Raw genomic sequence first — 18,930 nt, 5'->3', positions numbered from 1 at the left:
GAAGCCCGGGTCCGCCCGGGGGCGCCTTCCCCATGACCCGGGCGCCATCCCCTGTTGACGACTAGGAGTGAGAGATATGCCGCAGAATTTTGTTCCCTTCCTGAGTGAGAACGCCCGTACCGAGATGATCGGCGTGCTCAACGATCGTCTTGCCGACACCCTCGATCTGGCCCACGCGGTCAAGCAGGCCCACTGGAACCTCAAGGGCACCGGCTTCATTGGCGTGCACGAGCTGCTCGACGACGTGACCGCCCACCTGCGCGATGGCTCCGACATGATGGCCGAGCGCGTGGCGATGATGGGCGGTCTGGCGCAAGGCACCTCCAAGACCGTGGCCGAGAAAAGCTCGCTCGAGCCCTATCCCACCGAAATCGTCTCGGTCGAGGATCACGTTCAGGCCCTCGTGAGCCGCTTCAACGACTACACGGTGAAACTGCGTCAGGCGATGGAAGCCGCCGACGAGGCCGGCGACGAAGATACCGCCGATCTTCTCACCGAAGTCAGCCGCACCGCCGAGAAGGACGCCTGGTTCATTGGCTCGAACAGCGCCAAGGCGGCCTGATTTACAAGCTCCAGGCGACAGACTTCGAGAAGAGGGCGCTCCCGCCACGGGGCGCCCTTTGCTTTGCGCGGTCTGAATCGTTTCGTGTCAGCCGCACGCGACCGCGCCGCCAAGGAGGCGGCCCACTCCAACACGCCCCCATCTTCTTTGGTTCAAAAATACCTCGGGGGAGGCGCAGCTCTGCTGCGACGGGGGCAGCGCCCCCACGGCCTTCGGCCATCAAGCCTTGCGCGGCTGGGGGCAGCGCGCCCTTTCCCGAATGATTGTCACGCTTTGCGTGACGGGGACAGCGCCCCCTAACCAAATGGTTGTCACGCTTTGCGTGACGGGGGCCACCACCGCACCAAGAACGCATCCCCCCGGATAGGCTCCCCCGAGGCGGAACGCCTCAGAGCGCCCGCCAGCCGATGTCGCGCCGGCAGAAACCGTCCGGCCAGTCCACCCCGTCGACGAGGGCATAGGCGCGCTCTGCGGCCTCGGCCAGCGTCGCGCCGCGCGCGGTGGCGTTGAGCACCCGGCCGCCGCTCGCCACCACCTTGCCGTCCGCCTCGGCGGTCCCGGCGTGGAACATCTGGTGGAAGCTGTCCTCGGTCAGACCGTCGAGCCCGCCGATTGCCGTGCCCTTCCGGTACGATCCCGGGTAGCCCTCGGCGGCCAGCACCACGGTCATCGCGTGATCGTCGGCCCAGTTGACCTGCGCCTCCGCCAGCCGCCCCTCGGCGCAGGCGTGGATCAGGTCGAGCGCCTGCGCGCCCAGCCGCATCATCAGGACCTGGCATTCGGGGTCGCCGAAGCGCACGTTGTACTCGACCAGCCGCGGCTGGCCATCCTCGATCATCAGCCCGGCATAGAGCACGCCGGAATAGGGCGTGCCGCGCCGGGCCATCTCGCGCATGGTGGGCACCACGATCTCTGCGAGCGCCTTCTCGGCCACCGCATCCGACAGCACCGGGGCGGGCGAGTAGGCGCCCATGCCGCCGGTGTTCGGGCCGGTATCGCCTTCGCCGACGCGCTTGTGGTCCTGCGCAGTGCCGATCGGCAGCACGTCCTCGCCATCGACCAGCAGGAAGAAGCTGGCCTCCTCGCCGGTCATGAACTCCTCGATCACCACCTCGGCCCCGGCACCGCCGAAGGCGCCGCCGAACATGTCGTCGATGGCGGCCTCGGCCGCTTCCACGGTCTCGGCGATGATCACGCCCTTGCCGGCGGCCAGACCGTCGGCCTTGACCACGATCGGCGCGCCTTGCTCGCGCACATAGGCCTTGGCCGCCTCGGCGTCGGTGAAGTGCCCGTAGCCCGCGGTGGGCGCCTTGGCGGCGTCGCAGATCTCCTTGGTGAAGCTCTTCGAGGCCTCGAGCCGGGCCGCCGCCTTCGACGGGCCGAAAACCGGGAAGCCCGCGTCGCGCAGCGCGTCGGCCACGCCCGCAGCCAGCGGCGCCTCGGGGCCGATGATGACGAGGTCGATGGCATGCTCGCCCGAGAACTCGACCACGGCGCCGCCATCCTCGATGTCGAGCGAGGCGCATTCGGCGATCTGCGCGATGCCGGCATTGCCCGGCGCCACGATCAGCTTGTCGCATTTGGGGTTCTGCATCACCGCCCAGGCCAGCGCGTGCTCGCGTCCGCCGCCGCCGAGAATGAGAATGTTCATGTCCGAAACCCCTTCCGCTTGGTTCTGGCCGCTTGGTTCTGGCGCCGTCCTAGCCGCGGCTCCGCAAGCGTGCAAGACACGGAACGAAACCACGTGCCGGCGGTTTCACGCCCGAGAGCGATGCCACGTCATGGACGGACAATGCCCGAGCAAACCTATTACGTCACCTGCGCGCCCGAAAGCGAGGGCGTGCATGTCCTTCATTCCGACGCCTGCCAGGTGTTTCCGAAGCAGGCGGTCGAGCCGCTCGGCGCCTTCGACGGCTGCGACGATGCCTTTGCCGAGGCCAGCAAGCGCTATGACCGGCTCAACGCCTGCGCGCTCTGCTGCCCGTCATGCTACATCAGGGGCGACGCGCTCGGGGCCGCGTGAGCGTGCGGCGGCCTGAGCGACGCTTGGGCATTTTCTTCCCCGTTCCGCGCCGCTAATCTGCACCGCATGGATCTTCTCGACGACGACACCGACACCGGCAATACGCCCGAATTCTCCGTCTCCGAGCTTTCGGGGGCGGTCAAACGCGTGATCGAGGGCGAATTCGGATTCGTCCGCGTCAAGGGCGAGGTCGGGCGCGTGTCGCGGCCGCGCTCCGGCCATATCTATCTCGACCTCAAGGATGATCGCTCGGTGATCTCGGGCGTGGTCTGGAAGGGCGTGTCGGCGCGGCTCGAGACCCAGCCCGAGGAGGGCATGGAGGTGGTCGCGACCGGGCGCCTTACCACCTTCCCGGGCCAGTCCAAGTACCAGATCGTCATCGAGGACATCCGCCCCGCCGGGCTTGGCGCGCTGATGGCGATGCTCGAGAAGCGCAAGGCGCAGCTTGCCGCCGAGGGCCTGTTCGATGCGTCGCGCAAGCAGCCCTTGCCCTACCTGCCCGAGATCATCGGGGTGGTGACCTCGCCCTCGGGCGCGGTGATCCGCGACATCCTGCACCGACTGCGCGACCGGTTTCCGCGCAAGGTGCTGATTTGGCCGGTGGCGGTGCAGGGCAAGTCCTGCGCCCCCGAGGTCGCCCGCGCGATCGAAGGCTTCAACGCGCTCAGCCCGGGCGGTGCGATGCCGCGGCCCGACCTGCTGATCGTCGCCCGCGGTGGCGGCTCGGTCGAGGATCTCTGGGGTTTCAACGAAGAGATCGTGGCCCGCGCCGCCGCCGCCTCCGACATCCCGCTGATCTCCGCCGTCGGGCACGAGACCGACACCACGCTGATCGACTACGTCTCCGACCGCCGCGCCCCGACCCCCACCGCCGCCGCCGAGATCGCCGTGCCGGTGCGCATGGAGCTGCTGGGCTGGACCGGCGAGGCCGGCGCCCGCATGACCCGCGCCATGGGTCAGCGGATCGAGCTGCGCGGCCAGCGCCTGCGCGATCTGTCCCGCGCGCTGCCGCGGGCCGAGACCCTGCTCGACCAGCCGCGCCAGCGCCTCGACCTGCTGGGAGACCGCCTGCCGCGCGGGCTGATCCGCGGCACCGAGCAGCGCCGCGTCGCCCTGTCAGACGCGGCGGGCGCCCTGCGTCCCTCGCTTCTCTCGCGCGTCATTGCCCACGGGCGCGAATCCCTCGGGCGCCGCACCGACCGCCTGTCGCTGCGCCCCATCGAGCGCGAGATGCGGCAGGGTCGGGAACGCCTCGCCACGCTGACCCGTCGCCTCGACGAGGCCGGCACGCGCCGGCTCGAGACGCCGCGCAGCAGCCTCGACGGGCTCACCCGCCTGCTCGAGACTTTGAGCTACAAGGGCACGCTGTCGCGCGGCTACGCGGTGGTGCGCAGCGGAGAGGGCGATATCCTCACCCGCAAGGCCGCGGCCGAGAAAGCCGGCGCGCTCGACATCGAGTTCGCCGATGGCCGCCTGTCGCTCGGCACCCCGGGCGCCGCCGACGCACCCGCCACCGTCCCGGCCAGCGAGAATAAACCCAAGCCCGCGGCGCCGCGTTCGAAGCGCAAGCCCGCCGCCGACAAGCCGGAACAGGGCAGCCTGTTCTGAGGCTGCCAACAGGGGGGCGCGGCGAAACCTTCGGGCCGAGCTCACCAGGCACAGGTCTTCTCTGGTTTAAAAATATCTCGGGGGAGGCCGCGCTTGCGCGGACGGGGGCAGCGCCCCCTCAGACGCCGATCTCGGGTCCGAGGCACAGCATCGGCGCGTCGTCCTGCCGCGCCTCGTAGAGCACCGTGCTTTCGGGGTCGTTCTCGAACACCGCCCGGAGCCCCGAGCCCTCCCGGAAGAAGCTCCAGCATTGCGGCACCGGCTGATCCTCGTAGACGAAGCAGATCTGCCCCGCCTCCTCGTACCACTCGCCCTCCTTGCACGCGCCGTCGAGGAAGGACCAGCGCACGCGGCGGTCGGGCAGGTATTCCTCGACCCCGTAGGCGCTGCCCGAAAGGCCGAAGTACAACGTCTTGCCAGCGGTGTAGCGCTCGAACTCGGCGCCGCTCATCGGGTCAGCGGCGAGCGCGGGCAGGGGCAGGCAGGTGAGCAGGAGGAGAAGGATCTGGCGCATGGTCTCAACCCTGCCAGAGCTTGCCCGTCCGGGGAAGGGCTCTGGGTCGCCCCCGGGCCTGTCCGAGCAAAAATATCGGGTTTCGCCCTGTGCGGCCCAAGCGAAAGAGTCGGGATCTAGAGGTCGAGTAAATCTATCAAGTATATGATTTTATTGAATAAAAATCTTGACGGACGGGGCGGGCGCGCCTATCTGTTCCTCAACGCCAGCCAGCCACGTACCCAGCGAAATGCCCGGTCCGCAGCTCGCCAGCAATTGTTTTGAATTCGACCCGAAAGGAGTCCAGCCATGGCCACTGCAGCCTGCAAGACCTGTGCATTCTACGAAGATCACGTCGCCAATGATGCCCACACGCTCGACGATGCGGGCCTGTGCCGCGCCAACCCGCCGGTCAGCCAGACCCAGCCCGACAGCCGCGGCCTCTGGCCGGTGGTCAAGTCCAACGACTGGTGCGGCAAGTTCGCCACCGGCTTCGCAGCCGAGTGAGACAGCCGCGTCTTTGCTGACGCATCGCACGGGGCGGGCCATCACGGCCCGCCCCGTTGCGTTTGTCCCCTCTTCCCTCGGGGAGGCGTCGACAGGGCAGCCGGTCCGGCAGCGAGGCTGATCCCGGCGGGACCCTTGGTGCCCCCGGAAAGCCTCGGGGCTTTCGACACATCACACGCGCTGGCGTCATTCGGTAAACAAGCGGCCCGGAAGCGCCCTGACATCGCGCCTGCGCCCGCTGATGACGCTCTACGCCCCTGCAGCGCAGAGCCGACCAGCGACGCCCCACACTCCCGCAAGCGCGAAGCGCCCTGTCTGGTACGCTCTGACACCCCCGCCTCAGGAATTGCTGAACACCGCACAGATGCAGCCGCTTTTCTTGAGCTGCGCGCAAAGTCGGAAGGCCGCGCCGCGGTCGCGACGCCCGATCCGCGCCATCCAGTAGCCGCCCTTGGGGCTGGCGCGGCTCTTCTGCCAGACGAGGTCCGGCTCCTCGCCCCGAACCAGTGCCGGGCAGATCCGGGTGCGGTCGCGGTATTGCGACAGCGCGCGGGACTTCGTGGTGCCATAGGCGAGTTGAACGCCCCACGGCGCGAGGCGCGGTTCCGGCTCGGGATAGGCGGTGAGGCGGCGGTCCCGCGCCAGCTCGAGGCAGGCCTCGGCGAAGGGCTTGCCGGGCTGCAGGCTGTAATCGTGAGTCTCGGGCGGATCCTTGGCCCAGTCCTCCACCGCGACACCGGTGATGATGCGCACGTAGTCCACCGTCTCGCGGGGCAGGGCGGCGCCGCTGTCGGCGACCAGCGCCTCGGCGCGGCGCTCGCCGCCGTTATAGGCCACCGCCGCGAGGCCGGGACTGCCGAAGCGGCGGGTCAGCTCGCCGAGATACTCGGCGGAATACTCCATCGCCTCGGCGGGGTTGTAGGGATCGCCCAGCCCCCGCAGCTTAGCGGTGGAGGGGATGAACTGCGCGATCCCCTGCGCGTTGGCGTGGCTCAGCGCATTGGGATCGAAGCGGCTTTCCTGCCACAAAAGTCGGGCGAAGAAATCCGGGTCGAGCCCGTGGCGTCCCGCGAAATGCCCGATCGCCTGGCAGGTGTCGTACATCGCGTGGCTGGGTCGTATGCACTGCACCGGCCCGAAGGCACCGGGCGAGCAGAGCGTGCCCGGCTCGTCCTGCGTCGGCGTGCGGCCCGCCGCGAGCGCGCCGGTCGGGAAGAGCAGGAGGATCAGGATCGCGAGGCGCCACATGCGGTTCACTTGGCCTCGCGGGCCTGCGCAGGTCAACTGGCACTTTTCACTGACGCCCGGGCGTATTACTTGGGGAACAGGTACAAAAGGGGTCCGCCACATGTCCTTCTTCGGCAAGCTCAAGAGCAAGCTGTTCAAGTCGTCCTCGAAGCTCGAGGAAGGGCTCGACGCCATAGTGCAGGAGGGCGGGTCGGAAGACGCGCCCGAACCGAGCGCACCCGAGCCGGCCGCGCCGCCCTCGCCAACGCCGCCGACACCCTCCGAGACGCCGGCTCCCGCAGATGTGCCGCCGACCCCGGCGCCGACACCGTCCGAAAAGCCGGCTCCGACGGATGTGCCGCCGCCGCCCTCCGAGACCCCCGAGCGCCCGACGGAGACGCCCCCCTCCGCGCCCGTCGAAGCGCCGTCCGAGACGCCCGAGGAGGCCCCGGCGCCGGTCGATCCCGCGCCGAGCCCGCGGCCCGCGCCGTCTCAGGCGCCCGATCCGGGCCCGGACGCCACGCCGCCGGCCGATCCGATCCCGTCGCGGCCCTCGGAAACGCCTCAGGCGCCGCCGCTCGAGATGCCGGCACCGCTCGACCCGACGCCGGTGACGCCGCCGCAGGAAACCCCGACCCAGACGCCCTCCGGTGCAAAGCCCGGCCTGCTGGGGCGGCTCTTCGGACGCGAGACGCCGAGCGCGCCGGTGGTGCGCCGGGTGCTCGACGACGACATGCTCGAAAGCCTCGAGGAGCTGCTGATCGCCTCGGACATGGGCGTCGACACCGCGCTGCGTGTGTCGGCCAACATCGCCGAGGGGCGCTACGGCAAGCGCGTCTCCACGCAGGAGATCAAGACGGCCCTCGCCGCCGAGGTCGCGCGGGTGATGGACCCGGTGGCCAAGCCGCTGCCGCTCTATCCCAAGAAGCCGCAGGTGGTTCTGGTGGTCGGGGTGAACGGCTCGGGCAAGACCACCACCATCGGCAAGCTTGCCTCGCAGTTCCGCGCCGCCGGCAAATCGGTGGTCATCGCCGCGGGCGATACCTTCCGCGCCGCCGCGGTCGAGCAGCTGCAGGTCTGGGGCGAGCGAGCTGGCGTGCCGGTGCTGACCGCGCCGGAGGGCTCTGACCCGGCCAGCCTTGCATTCGATGCGATGACCAAGGCGCAGGCCGAGGGCGCTGATCTGCTGATGATCGACACCGCGGGCCGGCTGCAGAACCGTCAGGACCTTATGGAGGAACTCGCCAAGATCGTGCGGGTGATCCGCAAGAAGGACCCCGATGCACCGCACAACACGCTGCTGGTGCTCGATGCGACGACCGGCCAGAATGCGCTGATGCAGGTCGAGATCTTCCGCCAGGTGGCGGACGTCTCCGGTCTGGTGATGACCAAGCTCGACGGCACCGCGAAGGGCGGTGTGCTGGTGGCTCTGGCGGACAAGTTCGGCCTGCCAATCCACGCCATCGGCGTGGGCGAGCAGATCGACGACCTCGCGCCCTTCGATCCCGAGGAATTCGCCGCCGCGCTGACCGGGCTGGAGCAGGCCTGACCAGGATGGAGTAGGGTTGAGCCGGCCTGAGGGCGGCTGCCCCTCTCACAGTAGGGCAGAGCAGGCTGGCGCAAAGCCAACCGGGCTGGAGCGGGGCGACTGACCCGACCTAAGCGGGTCGACCGCGCCTGAACACGTCTGACCGCGCCCGACAGCGCTGACCTATGCGGGCGAGGCCTGCGAGAAAACCGTCTTGCGGGCTGACTGAGCGGCCCGGCAGGCCCTTACTCGTCGCGCTGCTGATCGGGCCAGAACCAGTGCTCGAAGGCACGCACGATGGTCAGCACCACGACCACGATCAGCGTTGTCATCGCCGCGAGCGGCATCTGCCCGGCGCCGCAGCCCAGCCCCACCGCGCCGGCCAGCCAGAGCGACGCGCCGGTGGTGGTGTTGCGCACCTTGCCGCCGCTGGTGAAGATGATGCCGGCGGCGAGGAAGGCGACGCCCGCGGTGACGGCCTCGATCATCCGCAACGGATCGTTGCGCTGCTCGCTGCCGCCGAACTCCATCGAGGCGAGTTCAAGTCCGAGGATCACGAAAAGGCAGGCGGCGACCGACACGAGGATGTGGGTGCGCAGCCCCGCAGGTTTGCCGCGCCGCTCGCGTTCGAAGCCGATGCAGGCTGCAAGAACGATGGCGGCCAGCAGGCGCGCGAAAGCGACCGAAGGTGGAACCGCCGAAAAGGTGCCTGTCAATTCGTCTATGATCTTCTCGAACATGTCCCCTCCGTTTTTTGACGTGTTTTTTGTGGTAGTGGCACAACCCGCGGCCTTGCCCCCGGTTCCCCCCCCGGTTGCCATTGTGAAGGGGGCGGGCAAGGTCTATCTCTGCGGCGACAGAACCGGAGGCCGCATGAGCGCGAAACAGATCAATCCCTTCCTGAAATCGGCGCTCGAGATCGGCCCGATCATCGTCTTCTTCGCCGCCTACCTGCTGCTGAAGGACCAGGTCTTCACCATCGGCGGCACCGAATATCAGGGCTTCATCCTCGTCACCGCGGGCTTCATCCCGCTGATGCTGGTCTGCACCGCGGCGCTGTGGAAGCTCACCGGCCACCTCAGCCCGATGCAGATCGTCACCGCGGTGCTGATCGTGGTCTTCGGCGGGCTGTCGGTCTGGCTCAACGACGAGCGCTTCTTCAAGATGAAGCCCACGCTGATCTACCTGCTGTTCGGCGTGGCCCTCGGCGTCGGCCTGCTGCGCGGCGAGAGCTACCTGCGCAAGGTGATGGAGGGCCTGATGCCGCTGCGCGACGAGGGCTGGATGATCCTGGCCAAGCGCGTCACGGCGCTGTTCTTCGCGCTGGCACTGCTCAACGAGGTGATCTGGCGCACCATGAGCACCGAGACTTGGGTTTACTTCAAGACCTTCGGCCTCACGGCAGCGGTGTTCCTCTTCTTCATGACGCAGAACGGGCTGTTCAAGCGCTATGCGCTGGAGCAGGAGAGCAAGTAACCTGCCTCCCGGCGCCAGCGCGTGGGTCCATTCACATCGCCACAAACGCAAACGGGGCCGGCAATCGCCGGCCCCGTTTCATTTCGATGCGGGCTTGGCCGCGAGTTGCGTGTCGCCTCAGACCTTGCCGCGGGCGCTGGCCATGATGCAGACCAGCGTCACCAGTGCGGCTGCCAGCAGGTAGTAGCCGACATAGGCGAGGCCGTAGGTGCTCTGCAGCCAGGTCGCGATATAGGGGGCGAGCGAGGCGCCCACGATGCCCGCGAAGTTGAAGGTGATCGACGAGCCGGTATAGCGCACCCGGGTCGGGAAGGGCGCCGCCAGCGCGGTGCCGATCAGGCCGTAGGTCATCCCCATCAGCGCCATCGCCAGCGTCACGAAGCCGAGGATGCGGGCCTCGTTCTCGACCATCAGCACCGGCACGAGGAACGAGAATGCGGCGATGGCCAGCGTGGTTCCGATCAGAACCTGTCGGCGGCCCAGACGCTCGGCGGTGAGGCCGGCGACCGGGATGAACAAGCCGAAGATCACCGCGCCCCAGATCTGGATCGCCAGTGCATCGGTGAACGGGATCTGCACGACCTTGACGTTGTAGCTCAGCAGGTAGGCGGTGCTGAGATAGAACAGCACGAAGGTCGCCAGCGCCACGAAGGTGCCGAGCACGATGGAGATCTTGTGGTTGGAAAACAGCTCGAGCACCGGGACCGCCACGCGCTCCTCGTTGTCGATGGCCTTCTGGAAGTCCGGCGTCTCGGTGATCGAGAGCCTCACCCAGAGCCCCACGACGATCAGCACGATCGAGGCAAGGAACGGGATCCGCCAGCCCCAGCTCAGCAGGGTTTCCTCCGGCATGAACTGCAGCAGCAGCCAGAACATCCCCGACGACAGGAACAGGCCCACCGGCGCGCCCAGCTGCGGGAACATGCCGTACCAGTTCTTCTTGCCCTCGGGCGCGTTCTCGGTCGCCATCAGCACCGCGCCGCCCCATTCGCCGCCAAGGCCGAAGCCCTGACCGAAGCGGCAGAGCGCCAGCAGCGCCGGGGCTGCAACGCCGATCTGGGCGTAGGTCGGCAGAAGGCCGATCACCACGGTCGAGATGCCCATGGTCAGCAGCGCGGCCACCAGCGTGGCCTTGCGGCCGATGCGGTCGCCGAAATGGCCGAACACGATGGCCCCCAGCGGGCGGGCGAAGAACGCGATCGAGAAGGTCGCGAACGAGGCCAGCAGCGCGGTCATCGGGTCGCTGTTGGAAAAGAACAGCGCCGGAAACACCAGAACCGCCGCCGTGGCATATACATAGAAGTCGAAGAACTCGATGGTGGTCCCCACAAGGCTCGCGAGCAGGACCTTCGCGGGGGAGTTGAGTGCCGGCTGCCCTGTCCGGGCCTCCGTTTCAATTTCGGCGGTGCTGTCAGTCATTTTCTTTCTTATCCGTTCGCGTTCGGGACATATTTCTCTTGTGCATGTTCCGTTAACGCGAACACCGCCAAGTGTTAACGCCACCTCCGTTGTTGATTTTGCAGGGCCGCTATGTGTCTGCCGCATTGCGAAAGGCCGCGCGACACAAAGAAACCCGTGTACAAACGCCCGCAACCGCGCTAGGAGGGCGCCTTCCTGACGCGATGCGCCCTTCATGAGTCGGCTTGTTCCGCGTCCCATTTCCTCGCAGATCGGCCCCCCATGATTCAGACCCTTTCCGATGCGCTCGCAGAGCGTGGCTATGACACGTTGACCCCCGTTCAGGAGGCGGTCACCAATCCCGACCTCGAGGGCTCCGACCTTCTGGTCTCGGCCCAGACCGGCTCCGGCAAGACGGTGGGCTTCGGTCTCGCCATCGCGCCGACCCTGCTCGACGAGGCAGGGATGATGGGCGAGGCGAGCCTGCCGCTGGCGCTGATCGTGGCCCCCACGCGCGAGCTGGCCTTCCAGGTCAAGCGCGAGCTCGAGTGGCTCTATGCCAAGGCCGGCGCCCGCGTCGTCTCCTGCGTCGGCGGGATGGACATGCGTGACGAGCGCCGGACGCTCGAGCGCGGCGCGCATATCGTCGTCGGCACCCCCGGCCGCCTGCGCGACCACATCCAGCGCGGCTCGTTCGACATGAGCGCGCTGCGCGCGATCGTGCTCGACGAGGCCGACGAGATGCTCGACCTCGGGTTCCGCGAAGACCTCGAGTTCATGCTCGGCGAGGCGCCGGAAGACCGTCGTACGCTGCTGTTCTCGGCCACCGTGCCGCCGATGATCGCCACGCTGGCGCAGCACTACCAGCGCGACGCCGTGCGCGTGACCACGATCTCCGAGCGCAGCCAGCACGCTGACATCACCTATCAGGCGCTGCGCGTGGCCCAGCACGACGCCGAGAACGCCATCATCAACATGCTGCGCTACCACGACGCGCAGAACGCCATCGTCTTCGCCAACACCCGTGCCACGGTGAACCGCCTGACCGCGCGCTTCAGCAACCGCGGCTTCGCGGTGGTCTGCCTGTCGGGCGAGCTCAGCCAGTCAGAGCGCAGCCACGCGCTGCAGGCGATGCGCGACGGCCGTGCCAAGGTCTGCGTTGCCACCGACGTGGCCGCGCGCGGCATCGACCTTCCCAACCTCGAGCTGGTGATCCATGCCGAGCTGCCCTCGAACACCGAGGGCCTTCTGCACCGCTCGGGCCGCACCGGCCGCGCCGGGCGTAAGGGCATCTCGGCCCTCGTGGTGCCGCCGAAGCTCACCAAGAAGGCCGAGCGCCTGCTGAAATGGGCCAAGGTCACCGCTGAGTGGATCGAGGCACCGAGCGCCGAGGAGATCCTGCGCCGCGACGAGGAGCGCCTGCTGGCCGATCCCACCTGGTCCGAGGAGATCACCGAGGACGAGGCCGCGTTCGCCGCGCGCCTGCTGGTCGAGCAGTCGCCCGAGACCGTGGCCGCCGCCTATCTGCGCCTTTACCGCGACCGCCACTCGGCGCCCGAGGAGCTTTCGGCACCGGATGCGCGCCCCGAGCGTCCCGAGCGCAAGGAGCGCGCGGCGTTCGGCCCGAGCCGCTGGGTCGCGCTGTCGGTCGGCCGCGACGACCGTGCCGAGGCGCGCTGGCTGCTGCCTCTGCTGTGCCGCGGCGGTGGGCTCGACAAGGACGCCATCGGCGCGATCCGGGTGCAGGATAACGAGACCTTCGTCGAGCTGTCCGAGCCGGTGGTCGAGGGCTTCCTCGGCGGTCTCGGAGAGGGCGCCATGCTTGAGGACGGTGTGACCGTCCGCGCCGTCGAGGGCACGCCGGAATTCGCCAGCCGCCCGCCGCGCCGCGACGGGCCGCGCTCGGACGGGCCGCGCAACGACCGTCCGCGCTCGGATGGCCCGCGCAAGCCGCGCCCCGAGGGCGATGCGCCGGCGCGCAAGCGTCCCGATGGCGAGGCATGGGGCGCCAAGGGCGGCTCCGCCCGCGGCGACAAGCCGAAGGGCAGCTTCAAGCGCGACGATCGTCCGCAGGGCGACAAGCCCAAGTTCGACAAACCGCGCGGCGACAAGCCCTGGGGCGACAAACCCCGCGGCGACCGCCCGAAGAGCGACAAGCCCTGGGGCGACAAGCCCCGCGGTGACCGTCCGAAGAGCGACAAACCCTGGGGGGACAAACCCCGCGGTGACCGTCCGAAGAGTGACAAGCCCTGGGGTGACAAGCCCCGCGGCGAGGGCGGCAAGGACTGGAAACCGAAGCGCGACAGGGATGGCGACGGCAAGCCCGGTGGCAAGCCCTTCAAGCCCAAGCGCCCCGGCGAGGGCCGCGACGGTCCGTCCAAGGGCTTCGGCGGCAAGCCCGGCGGGCGTCCGGCACCGCAGGGTGACAAGCCCCGGCGCCCTGCCAACGCCTCCGACACCTCGCAGCGCTTCGATCCGACCGGCCGCGCCTCCAAGGGCGCGCGCCCCGGCAAGCCCCGCCAGGGCGGGATGCAGCCGCCGAAGCGCGGCAAGTCCTGACGCCAGTCCGGCGCTACGATGCAAATAGAAAGGGCCCCGTCCGGCTGGACGGGGCCCTTTTCCGTTCAGGCTGAAGGGGCGTCTCAGGGCAGGACGTGCAGCCAGACCCAGCTGGTGAACAGGCACAGCCCGGTGGCCAGAAGCACCGAGGAGGCGGCCACCCGCTTGGCCCGGCCATACATGTTGGCGAAGACATAGGCGTTGACCCCCGGCGCCATCGCGCCGGTCATCACCGCCGAGCGCAGCGCATCCGTCGACAGATCGAGGCTCTGGCCGAGCGCGAAGGTGATCGCCGGGTGCAGCCCGAGCGAGATTGCACAGACGTAGAAGATGGTGCGCAGGTCGCCCTCGGGGCGATAGCGGAACAGCACGCCCCCCAGAGCGAAAAGCGCCGCCGGAAGCGCCGTGCGGGTGATCATGTCGAGCGCCTGCATCACCGGCGCGGGGAGGCTGACATTGCCCAAGTTGAAGGCGACGCCGATCGCAATGCCGATCACCAGACCGTTGCGGAACATCGCGCGCCCCACGGTCAGCGGCAGCCGGCGCAGCGCGGTGCCGCGGGCCCGGGCGATCTCCATCGCGGTGATGCCGAGCGCGTAGCAGAACGGCGAGTGCATCGCGATGATGGCGTAATTGCCCGACAGCGAATCCGGCCCGTAAGCGCGCTCGGTGATCGGCAGGCCCAGCAGCAGCGAGTTGGAGAACAGGCAGGCGAAGCCGATGGCGACGGAATCTTCCCAGTCGCGCCCGAAGATGTAGCGCGTGCCCAAAAGGCCCGCGACGAAACCGCTCGTGGCGCCGAGATAGAACGAGATCAGGATCGGCGGCGAGAAGTTCGTGCCCAGATCGAGCTGCCAGATCGCGGTGAACAGCAGGCAGGGAATGGCGATGGTCTGGGTGAAGCCCATCAGCCCGTCGACCGCGCTATCGGTCAGAAGGCCGCGCCAGCTGGCGAGATATCCGACGCCGATGACCAGGAAGACCGGCAGGATGATGTCGAAGAGGGCTTGCATGTCAGTCTCTTGGGGCGAGGTGTTGCGCCGCGCTGCGCGCGTCGCCGGGGGCGCGCCGGTTTGTCGCGGCGCCGGGGGCCCGGCGGCGGGAGGGCCGGTTGGGGGGGCGGTGAGTATTTGGGACGTAGAGAAGAGCAGGGCGTGGCGCGGGGCGGCGAAGGTGGTGTGGTTGGTGGTGGGCGGCGGTGTCCCGGCGGCGGGAGGAGCGGTGGGCGTCGCGGTGAGTATTTGGGACGTAGAGAAGAGTTGGACGCGGCGCGGGGCGGCTGGGCGCTGCGCTTATGGGGCGGCGTGTGTGGGGCCGGGCGGGCTGTGTCGGCCGCGCCGGCTCAGAGTGCATAGCGCAGGACCATGCCGTCATAGGCCGGGCGGATGTGATCCGGGGTCTCGGCGGCGACGACGTCATGGTCGAGATCGATATGCATGTTGGTCAGCACCGCCTCTTTCGGTTGCGCCATGGCAATCCACTCCAGTGCCAGATCGAGATGGGCATGGGTCGGGTGCGGCGCGCGGCGCAGCGCGTCGAGGATCCAGCAGTCGAGCCCCTGAAGATGCGTCCAGCTGGCCTCGGGGATCCGGATCACGTCGGGCAGGTAGGCCACCTTGCCGATGCGGAATCCAAGCGCGTCCATGCTGCCGTGGTCGACCTCGAACGGGGTCAGCGTGATCGGGCCGCCGGCGCCGTCGATGGTGAAGGGCGCCGCGCCGATCGTGTTCATCTCGAGGATCGGCGGGTAGGGGCTGCCCTCGGGTTGCACGAAGGCGTAGTCGAACCGCGCGAAGAGCGCGGCCTGCGTCGCGTCATCGGCCCAGACCGGCAGCCGGTCGCGCCGGTTGAAGACGATCTGGCGCAGGTCGTCGAGCCCATGCGTGTGATCGGCGTGGCTGTGCGTCCAGGCCACCGCGTCGAGATGGCCGACGCCCACGTCGAGCAATTGCTGGCGCATGTCCGGCGTGGTGTCGATCAGCACCCGCGTGGTGCCGTGGTCGCCCTCGCGCTCGACCAGCATCGAGCAGCGCCGCCGCGTGTTGCGCGGGTTGGCCGGGTCGCAGTCGCCCCAGTGCCCGCCAAGCCGCGGCACGCCGCCCGAGGAGCCGCAGCCGAGGATGGTGAAACGCAGCTCGGTCATGCGGTCTCCGGGGTCCAGTCGGCGGCCTTGGCGAAGAGGCGCTCGAAATTGGCCTCGGTGGCGCGGGCGAAGTCCTCGTAGGACAGGCCGAACGTCTCGGCGCCGACCTTGGCGGTGTGCACGCTGTAGCCCGGCTCGTTGCGCTTGCCGCGATAGGGCGGCGGCGCGAGATAGGGGCTGTCGGTTTCCACGAGGATGCGTTCGAGCGGGGCGCTGGCGAAGATGTCGCGCAGCTCCTTCGACTTCGGAAACGCCGCGATGCCCGACATCGACAGGTAGAAGCCGCAGTCGAGCGCCGCCCTCGCCAGTTCCGCCGAGGAGGAGAAGCAGTGCATCACGCAGGCATAGGGCTTGGCGCGGTGGGCCTCGGAGAGGATCTGCGCCATGTCGTCGTCGGCGGCGCGGGCGTGGATGATCAGCGGCAGGCCGGTTTCCTGCGCCGCCTCGATATGGATGCGCAGCGAGGTCTTCTGAACCTCGGCGCTCTCGGCGGTGTAGTGATAGTCGAGCCCGGTCTCGCCGATGCCGACGAATTTCGGGTGCTGCGACAGCGAGACCAGCTCGTCCACGGAGGTGAGCGGCTCCTCGGCGGCGCTCATCGGGTGGGTGCCGGCGGCGTAGAACACCGGGTCGTTGGCCTCGGCGATGGCGCGGACCTGCGGCTCGAGGCGCAGGCGGGTGCAGATCGTCACCATGCGGTGCACGCCGGCGTCGATGGCGCGGGCGATAACGTCCGGGCGCTCGGCGTCGAAATCCGGGAAATCGAGGTGACAGTGGCTGTCGGTGATTAGGGGAGTGGTCATGGTCATGTCCTTTGCGCCGGTTGTGGGGGATGGCGTCGGCAGGGTCAAGCGGATGCGGGCGTGGCGCGCGGACGCCTCAGCCCAGCACGTCGATCGCCTGCAGCAGCGGGCCGTCCCCGGTTTCGAGCATGTGGCCGCGCAGGTGGAAGACCTCGGCGAGCCGGGCCTCGCTCAGCACCGTGAGCGGCGGGCCGTCGGCGGCGACGCGACCGCGATCAAGCAGGATCAGCCGCGTGCAATGGCGCGCCGCCAGCGTCAGGTCGTGCAGCGAGACCAGCACCGCGTGACCCTCTTGCGCGAGCGACTGGAACACCCGGAGCGTGGCGATCTGCGCCGCCGGGTCGAGCCCGGCGATGGGCTCGTCGGCCATCAGCAGCGGCGCCTCCTGCGCCAGCGCGCGGGCGATCAGCACGCGGGCCTGCTCGCCGCCCGAGAGCTCAGTGGCGCGGCGTTGCGCGAAGGCGGTCAGGCCCATGCGATCAAGCGCGCGCAGGACGGCTTCAGCGCGCAGGTCTCCGGCGCGGCTGTCATGCGGCAGGCGGCCAAGCGCCACCAGCGTCTCGACGGTCACCGGCCAGGCGATCTCGCGCGACTGCGGCAGCCAGGCGGCGGCGCGGGCGCGCTCGCGGGCGGGCAGGTCGGTCAGCGAGGAGCGGCCCTCGTGTTTCATCAGGCCGAGGGCGGCGCGCATCAGCGTGGTCTTTCCGGCCCCGTTCGGGCCGATCAGCCCGACGCATTCGCCGGGGGCGATCTTCAGGCTGACACCATCGACCACCGGGCAGGGGCCGCGCCTGACGGTGAGCGTCTCGAGCGACAGCAGGCTCATCCGCCCCTCCGTGTCTTGTAGATCAGGTGCAGGAACAGTGGCGCGCCGATCAGCGCCATCACCACGCCGAGCTTGAGGTCGCGCTCGGGCAGCACCAGCCGCACCGCGATGTCGGCGGCAAGCAGCATTGCCGCGCCGCCGAGCGCCGAGGCCCAGAGCAGCCGCGAGGGCCGTGCGCCGCAGAGCGGACGCAGCAGGTGCGGCACCACCAGCCCGACGAAGCCCACCGCGCCGGCCACCGCGGTGGCCGCGCCGACGGCGGCGGCGGTGCCGAACAGCAGCTTCAGGCGCAGCGCCGTCATCGACACGCCAAGCGCCTGCGCCCCATCCTCGCCCAGTGTCAGCGCGTCGAGCCCACGGCCCAGCGTCAGCAGCACCGCGCCCCCGAGCGCCACGAGAGGGGCGGCGAGCGCGAGATGGCTGAGCGAGCGGTCGGCGACCGAGCCCATCATCCAGAACACGATCTCGAAGGTGGCATAGGGGTTCGAGGACAGGTTCAGCGCCAGCGAGGTCAGCGCGCCGGCGAGCGCCGAGACCGCGATGCCCGCGAGGATCAGCGTCAGCGATCCGCCGCGCGGGCCGGCGAGCAGCAGGATCAGCGCCACCGCGCCAAGCGCGAAGAGCAGCGCCATCAGCGGCAGGGCGAGCGCGAACGCAGCCGCGAGGCCGGTCTGCAGCGCGATCACCGCGCCAAGCGCTGCGGAGCCCGAGACACCGATCAGCCCCGGCTCGGCCAGCGGGTTGCGCAGGTAGCCCTGCATCGCCGCGCCAGAAAGTCCGAGCGCTGCGCCCACCAGTGCTGCGAGCGCGGTGCGCGGCAGGCGGATCTGCTGCATCACCATGACATGCAGCGGATCCCCCGCGCCAACCACGCCGCGCAGCACGGTGGAGGGCGGCAACGGGGCATAGCCCAGCGACAGCGAGGCGAGCAGCAGCGCAAACACGAGGGCGGAGAGGGACAGCGCCAGCCTCATTGCGTGGCCTCCCAGTCGCGGCGCAGGTCGCGCATCGCCTCGACCGCGTCGAGCACGAAGGGCGTGCCGCAGATCCAGTTCTGGCCGTCGGGGATCTCGTGCAGGGTGCCGGTGGCGCGCAGCACCGGGTGCTGCAGCAGCGCCGTGGCCTGCGCCGGGCTGTCATAGGGCTGACCCACGAGGATCATATCGGGCTGCGCCAGCACCAGCTCCTCGAGCGGCAGGCGGCCGCCATAGGGCAGGCCGCGCGCCTCCGAGATGTTCGCCATCCCGGCGGCAGCGAGGATCTCGCCGGTCAGGGACTGGACCCCGGCGGTTTCGTTGAAGGGGAGATAGTAGGCCACGACCGGGCGCGTCTCGGGGGCATCGCTCAGCGCGGCGAGGCGGGCGTCGAAGCGCGCGAGCAGGGTGTCTGCCTCGGCCTCGCGCCCGAGCAGGGTGCCCATGCGCGCGATGTTGTCGCGCACATCCGCGAGAGAGTTGGCCGGGTTGAAGCGTTCGACGCGGTAGCCCAGCTGGTCGAGCATGTCGGTGGCGGCGCGGGCGGTGAAGTTGCCGGCAAGCACGAGATCCGGCTCGAGCAGGGCGATCTCCTCGGCATGGGCGTGATTGGCGGGAAAGGGCGCGGCTTCGTGCGCCATCGCCGAGCTGCGCGGGTCGTGCGCAAGCGGCGAGACCGAGACCAGCTGTCCGGGCGCGGCCAGCAGCAGCGCAAGCTGGTCGGTACAGACGTTGAGTGAGACGACGCGGGCCGGGCCCGCGCCGTCGGCCGCCGCCGCGCCTGCCATGAGGAGCAGGGCGGC

Annotated in this window: 18 protein-coding genes; 7 read left to right on the top strand and 11 right to left on the bottom strand. The window is 69.3% G+C overall.

Features of this window, described 5'->3' with window-relative positions:
• Positions 1-76 precede the first annotated feature (76 nt).
• Entirely contained in the window at positions 77-562 is a 486-nt protein-coding gene (gene dps, locus LCM15_RS07060; protein ID WP_224854836.1) for a DNA starvation/stationary phase protection protein Dps, read from the top strand.
• Positions 563-950: 388 nt separating this feature from the next.
• Here dps and purD read toward each other — a convergent pair whose 3' ends face one another.
• Positions 951-2,213 carry a phosphoribosylamine--glycine ligase gene (purD, locus tag LCM15_RS07055; protein ID WP_224854834.1) on the bottom strand — a complete coding sequence of 421 codons (1,263 nt, stop codon included), beginning with the start codon at positions 2,211-2,213 and terminating at the stop codon, positions 951-953.
• 141 nt (positions 2,214-2,354) lie between these two features.
• On the opposite strand from purD, the gene LCM15_RS07050 reads away from it, so the two are divergent.
• Positions 2,355-2,585, top strand: a complete 231-nt coding sequence (locus LCM15_RS07050) for a hypothetical protein (RefSeq protein WP_224854832.1) — start codon at positions 2,355-2,357, stop codon at positions 2,583-2,585.
• Positions 2,586-2,651: 66 nt separating this feature from the next.
• A complete protein-coding gene (gene xseA / locus LCM15_RS07045) occupies positions 2,652-4,193 on the top strand; it encodes an exodeoxyribonuclease VII large subunit (RefSeq protein ID WP_224854830.1) in 1,542 nt (513 codons plus the stop codon).
• Positions 4,194-4,311: 118 nt separating this feature from the next.
• Here the strand turns inward: xseA and LCM15_RS07040 are convergent, their stop codons facing one another.
• Positions 4,312-4,707, bottom strand: coding sequence for a hypothetical protein (locus LCM15_RS07040; protein WP_224854828.1), 396 nt, complete (start codon positions 4,705-4,707; stop codon positions 4,312-4,314).
• A gap of 288 nt (positions 4,708-4,995) precedes the next feature.
• On the opposite strand from LCM15_RS07040, the gene LCM15_RS07035 reads away from it, so the two are divergent.
• Positions 4,996-5,193, top strand: coding sequence for a hypothetical protein (locus tag LCM15_RS07035; protein WP_224854826.1), 198 nt, complete (start codon positions 4,996-4,998; stop codon positions 5,191-5,193).
• Between the two features lie 339 nt (positions 5,194-5,532).
• Here LCM15_RS07035 and LCM15_RS07030 read toward each other — a convergent pair whose 3' ends face one another.
• Positions 5,533-6,441 (bottom strand): lytic transglycosylase domain-containing protein, encoded by a 909-nt coding sequence (locus tag LCM15_RS07030; RefSeq protein WP_224854824.1) that lies wholly within the window; start codon positions 6,439-6,441, stop codon positions 5,533-5,535.
• Positions 6,442-6,541: 100 nt separating this feature from the next.
• Between LCM15_RS07030 and ftsY the strand changes: the two genes are divergently transcribed.
• Positions 6,542-7,969, top strand: a complete 1,428-nt coding sequence (ftsY, locus tag LCM15_RS07025; protein ID WP_224854822.1) for a signal recognition particle-docking protein FtsY — start codon at positions 6,542-6,544, stop codon at positions 7,967-7,969.
• A gap of 224 nt (positions 7,970-8,193) precedes the next feature.
• Here ftsY and LCM15_RS07020 read toward each other — a convergent pair whose 3' ends face one another.
• Positions 8,194-8,688: an MgtC/SapB family protein gene (locus tag LCM15_RS07020; RefSeq protein WP_224854820.1), complete on the bottom strand. Its 495-nt coding sequence runs from the start codon at positions 8,686-8,688 to the stop codon at positions 8,194-8,196.
• A gap of 133 nt (positions 8,689-8,821) precedes the next feature.
• On the opposite strand from LCM15_RS07020, the gene LCM15_RS07015 reads away from it, so the two are divergent.
• The gene (locus tag LCM15_RS07015; protein ID WP_224854818.1) at positions 8,822-9,424 is read left to right on the top strand and encodes an inner membrane-spanning protein YciB; all 603 of its coding nucleotides are present in this window, start codon (positions 8,822-8,824) and stop codon (positions 9,422-9,424) included.
• Positions 9,425-9,541: 117 nt separating this feature from the next.
• Here LCM15_RS07015 and LCM15_RS07010 read toward each other — a convergent pair whose 3' ends face one another.
• A complete protein-coding gene (locus LCM15_RS07010; protein ID WP_224854816.1) occupies positions 9,542-10,843 on the bottom strand; it encodes an MFS transporter in 1,302 nt (433 codons plus the stop codon).
• A 261-nt stretch (positions 10,844-11,104) separates the two neighbouring features.
• On the opposite strand from LCM15_RS07010, the gene LCM15_RS07005 reads away from it, so the two are divergent.
• The gene (locus tag LCM15_RS07005) at positions 11,105-13,381 is read left to right on the top strand and encodes a DEAD/DEAH box helicase (RefSeq protein WP_224854814.1); all 2,277 of its coding nucleotides are present in this window, start codon (positions 11,105-11,107) and stop codon (positions 13,379-13,381) included.
• Between the two features lie 83 nt (positions 13,382-13,464).
• On the opposite strand, the gene LCM15_RS07000 is transcribed toward LCM15_RS07005, so the two are convergent.
• From LCM15_RS07000 to LCM15_RS06975, 6 genes are all read right to left on the bottom strand, one after another.
• Positions 13,465-14,394 (bottom strand): AEC family transporter, encoded by a 930-nt coding sequence (locus LCM15_RS07000; RefSeq protein WP_224854813.1) that lies wholly within the window; start codon positions 14,392-14,394, stop codon positions 13,465-13,467.
• 329 nt (positions 14,395-14,723) lie between these two features.
• Positions 14,724-15,524: an MBL fold metallo-hydrolase gene (locus LCM15_RS06995; RefSeq protein WP_224854811.1), complete on the bottom strand. Its 801-nt coding sequence runs from the start codon at positions 15,522-15,524 to the stop codon at positions 14,724-14,726.
• Positions 15,521-16,327, bottom strand: a complete 807-nt coding sequence (locus LCM15_RS06990) for a TatD family hydrolase (protein ID WP_224854809.1) — start codon at positions 16,325-16,327, stop codon at positions 15,521-15,523. The genes LCM15_RS06995 and LCM15_RS06990 overlap by 4 nt, the downstream gene beginning before the upstream one ends.
• Before the next feature lie 76 nt (positions 16,328-16,403).
• Positions 16,404-17,153, bottom strand: a complete 750-nt coding sequence (locus LCM15_RS06985; protein ID WP_224854807.1) for an ABC transporter ATP-binding protein — start codon at positions 17,151-17,153, stop codon at positions 16,404-16,406.
• Positions 17,150-18,127 carry a FecCD family ABC transporter permease gene (locus tag LCM15_RS06980; protein WP_224854804.1) on the bottom strand — a complete coding sequence of 326 codons (978 nt, stop codon included), beginning with the start codon at positions 18,125-18,127 and terminating at the stop codon, positions 17,150-17,152. Before LCM15_RS06980 ends, LCM15_RS06985 begins: the two co-directional genes overlap by 4 nt.
• A complete protein-coding gene (locus tag LCM15_RS06975) occupies positions 18,124-18,915 on the bottom strand; it encodes an ABC transporter substrate-binding protein (RefSeq protein ID WP_263619587.1) in 792 nt (263 codons plus the stop codon). Before LCM15_RS06975 ends, LCM15_RS06980 begins: the two co-directional genes overlap by 4 nt.
• Between the last annotated feature and the right edge of the window lie 15 nt (positions 18,916-18,930).

Source organism: Salipiger bermudensis, from assembly GCF_020171625.1.
GTDB classification, from domain to species: Bacteria; Pseudomonadota; Alphaproteobacteria; order Rhodobacterales; family Rhodobacteraceae; genus Salipiger; species Salipiger bermudensis_B.
This window is presented reverse-complemented; position numbering and strand designations above follow the sequence as displayed.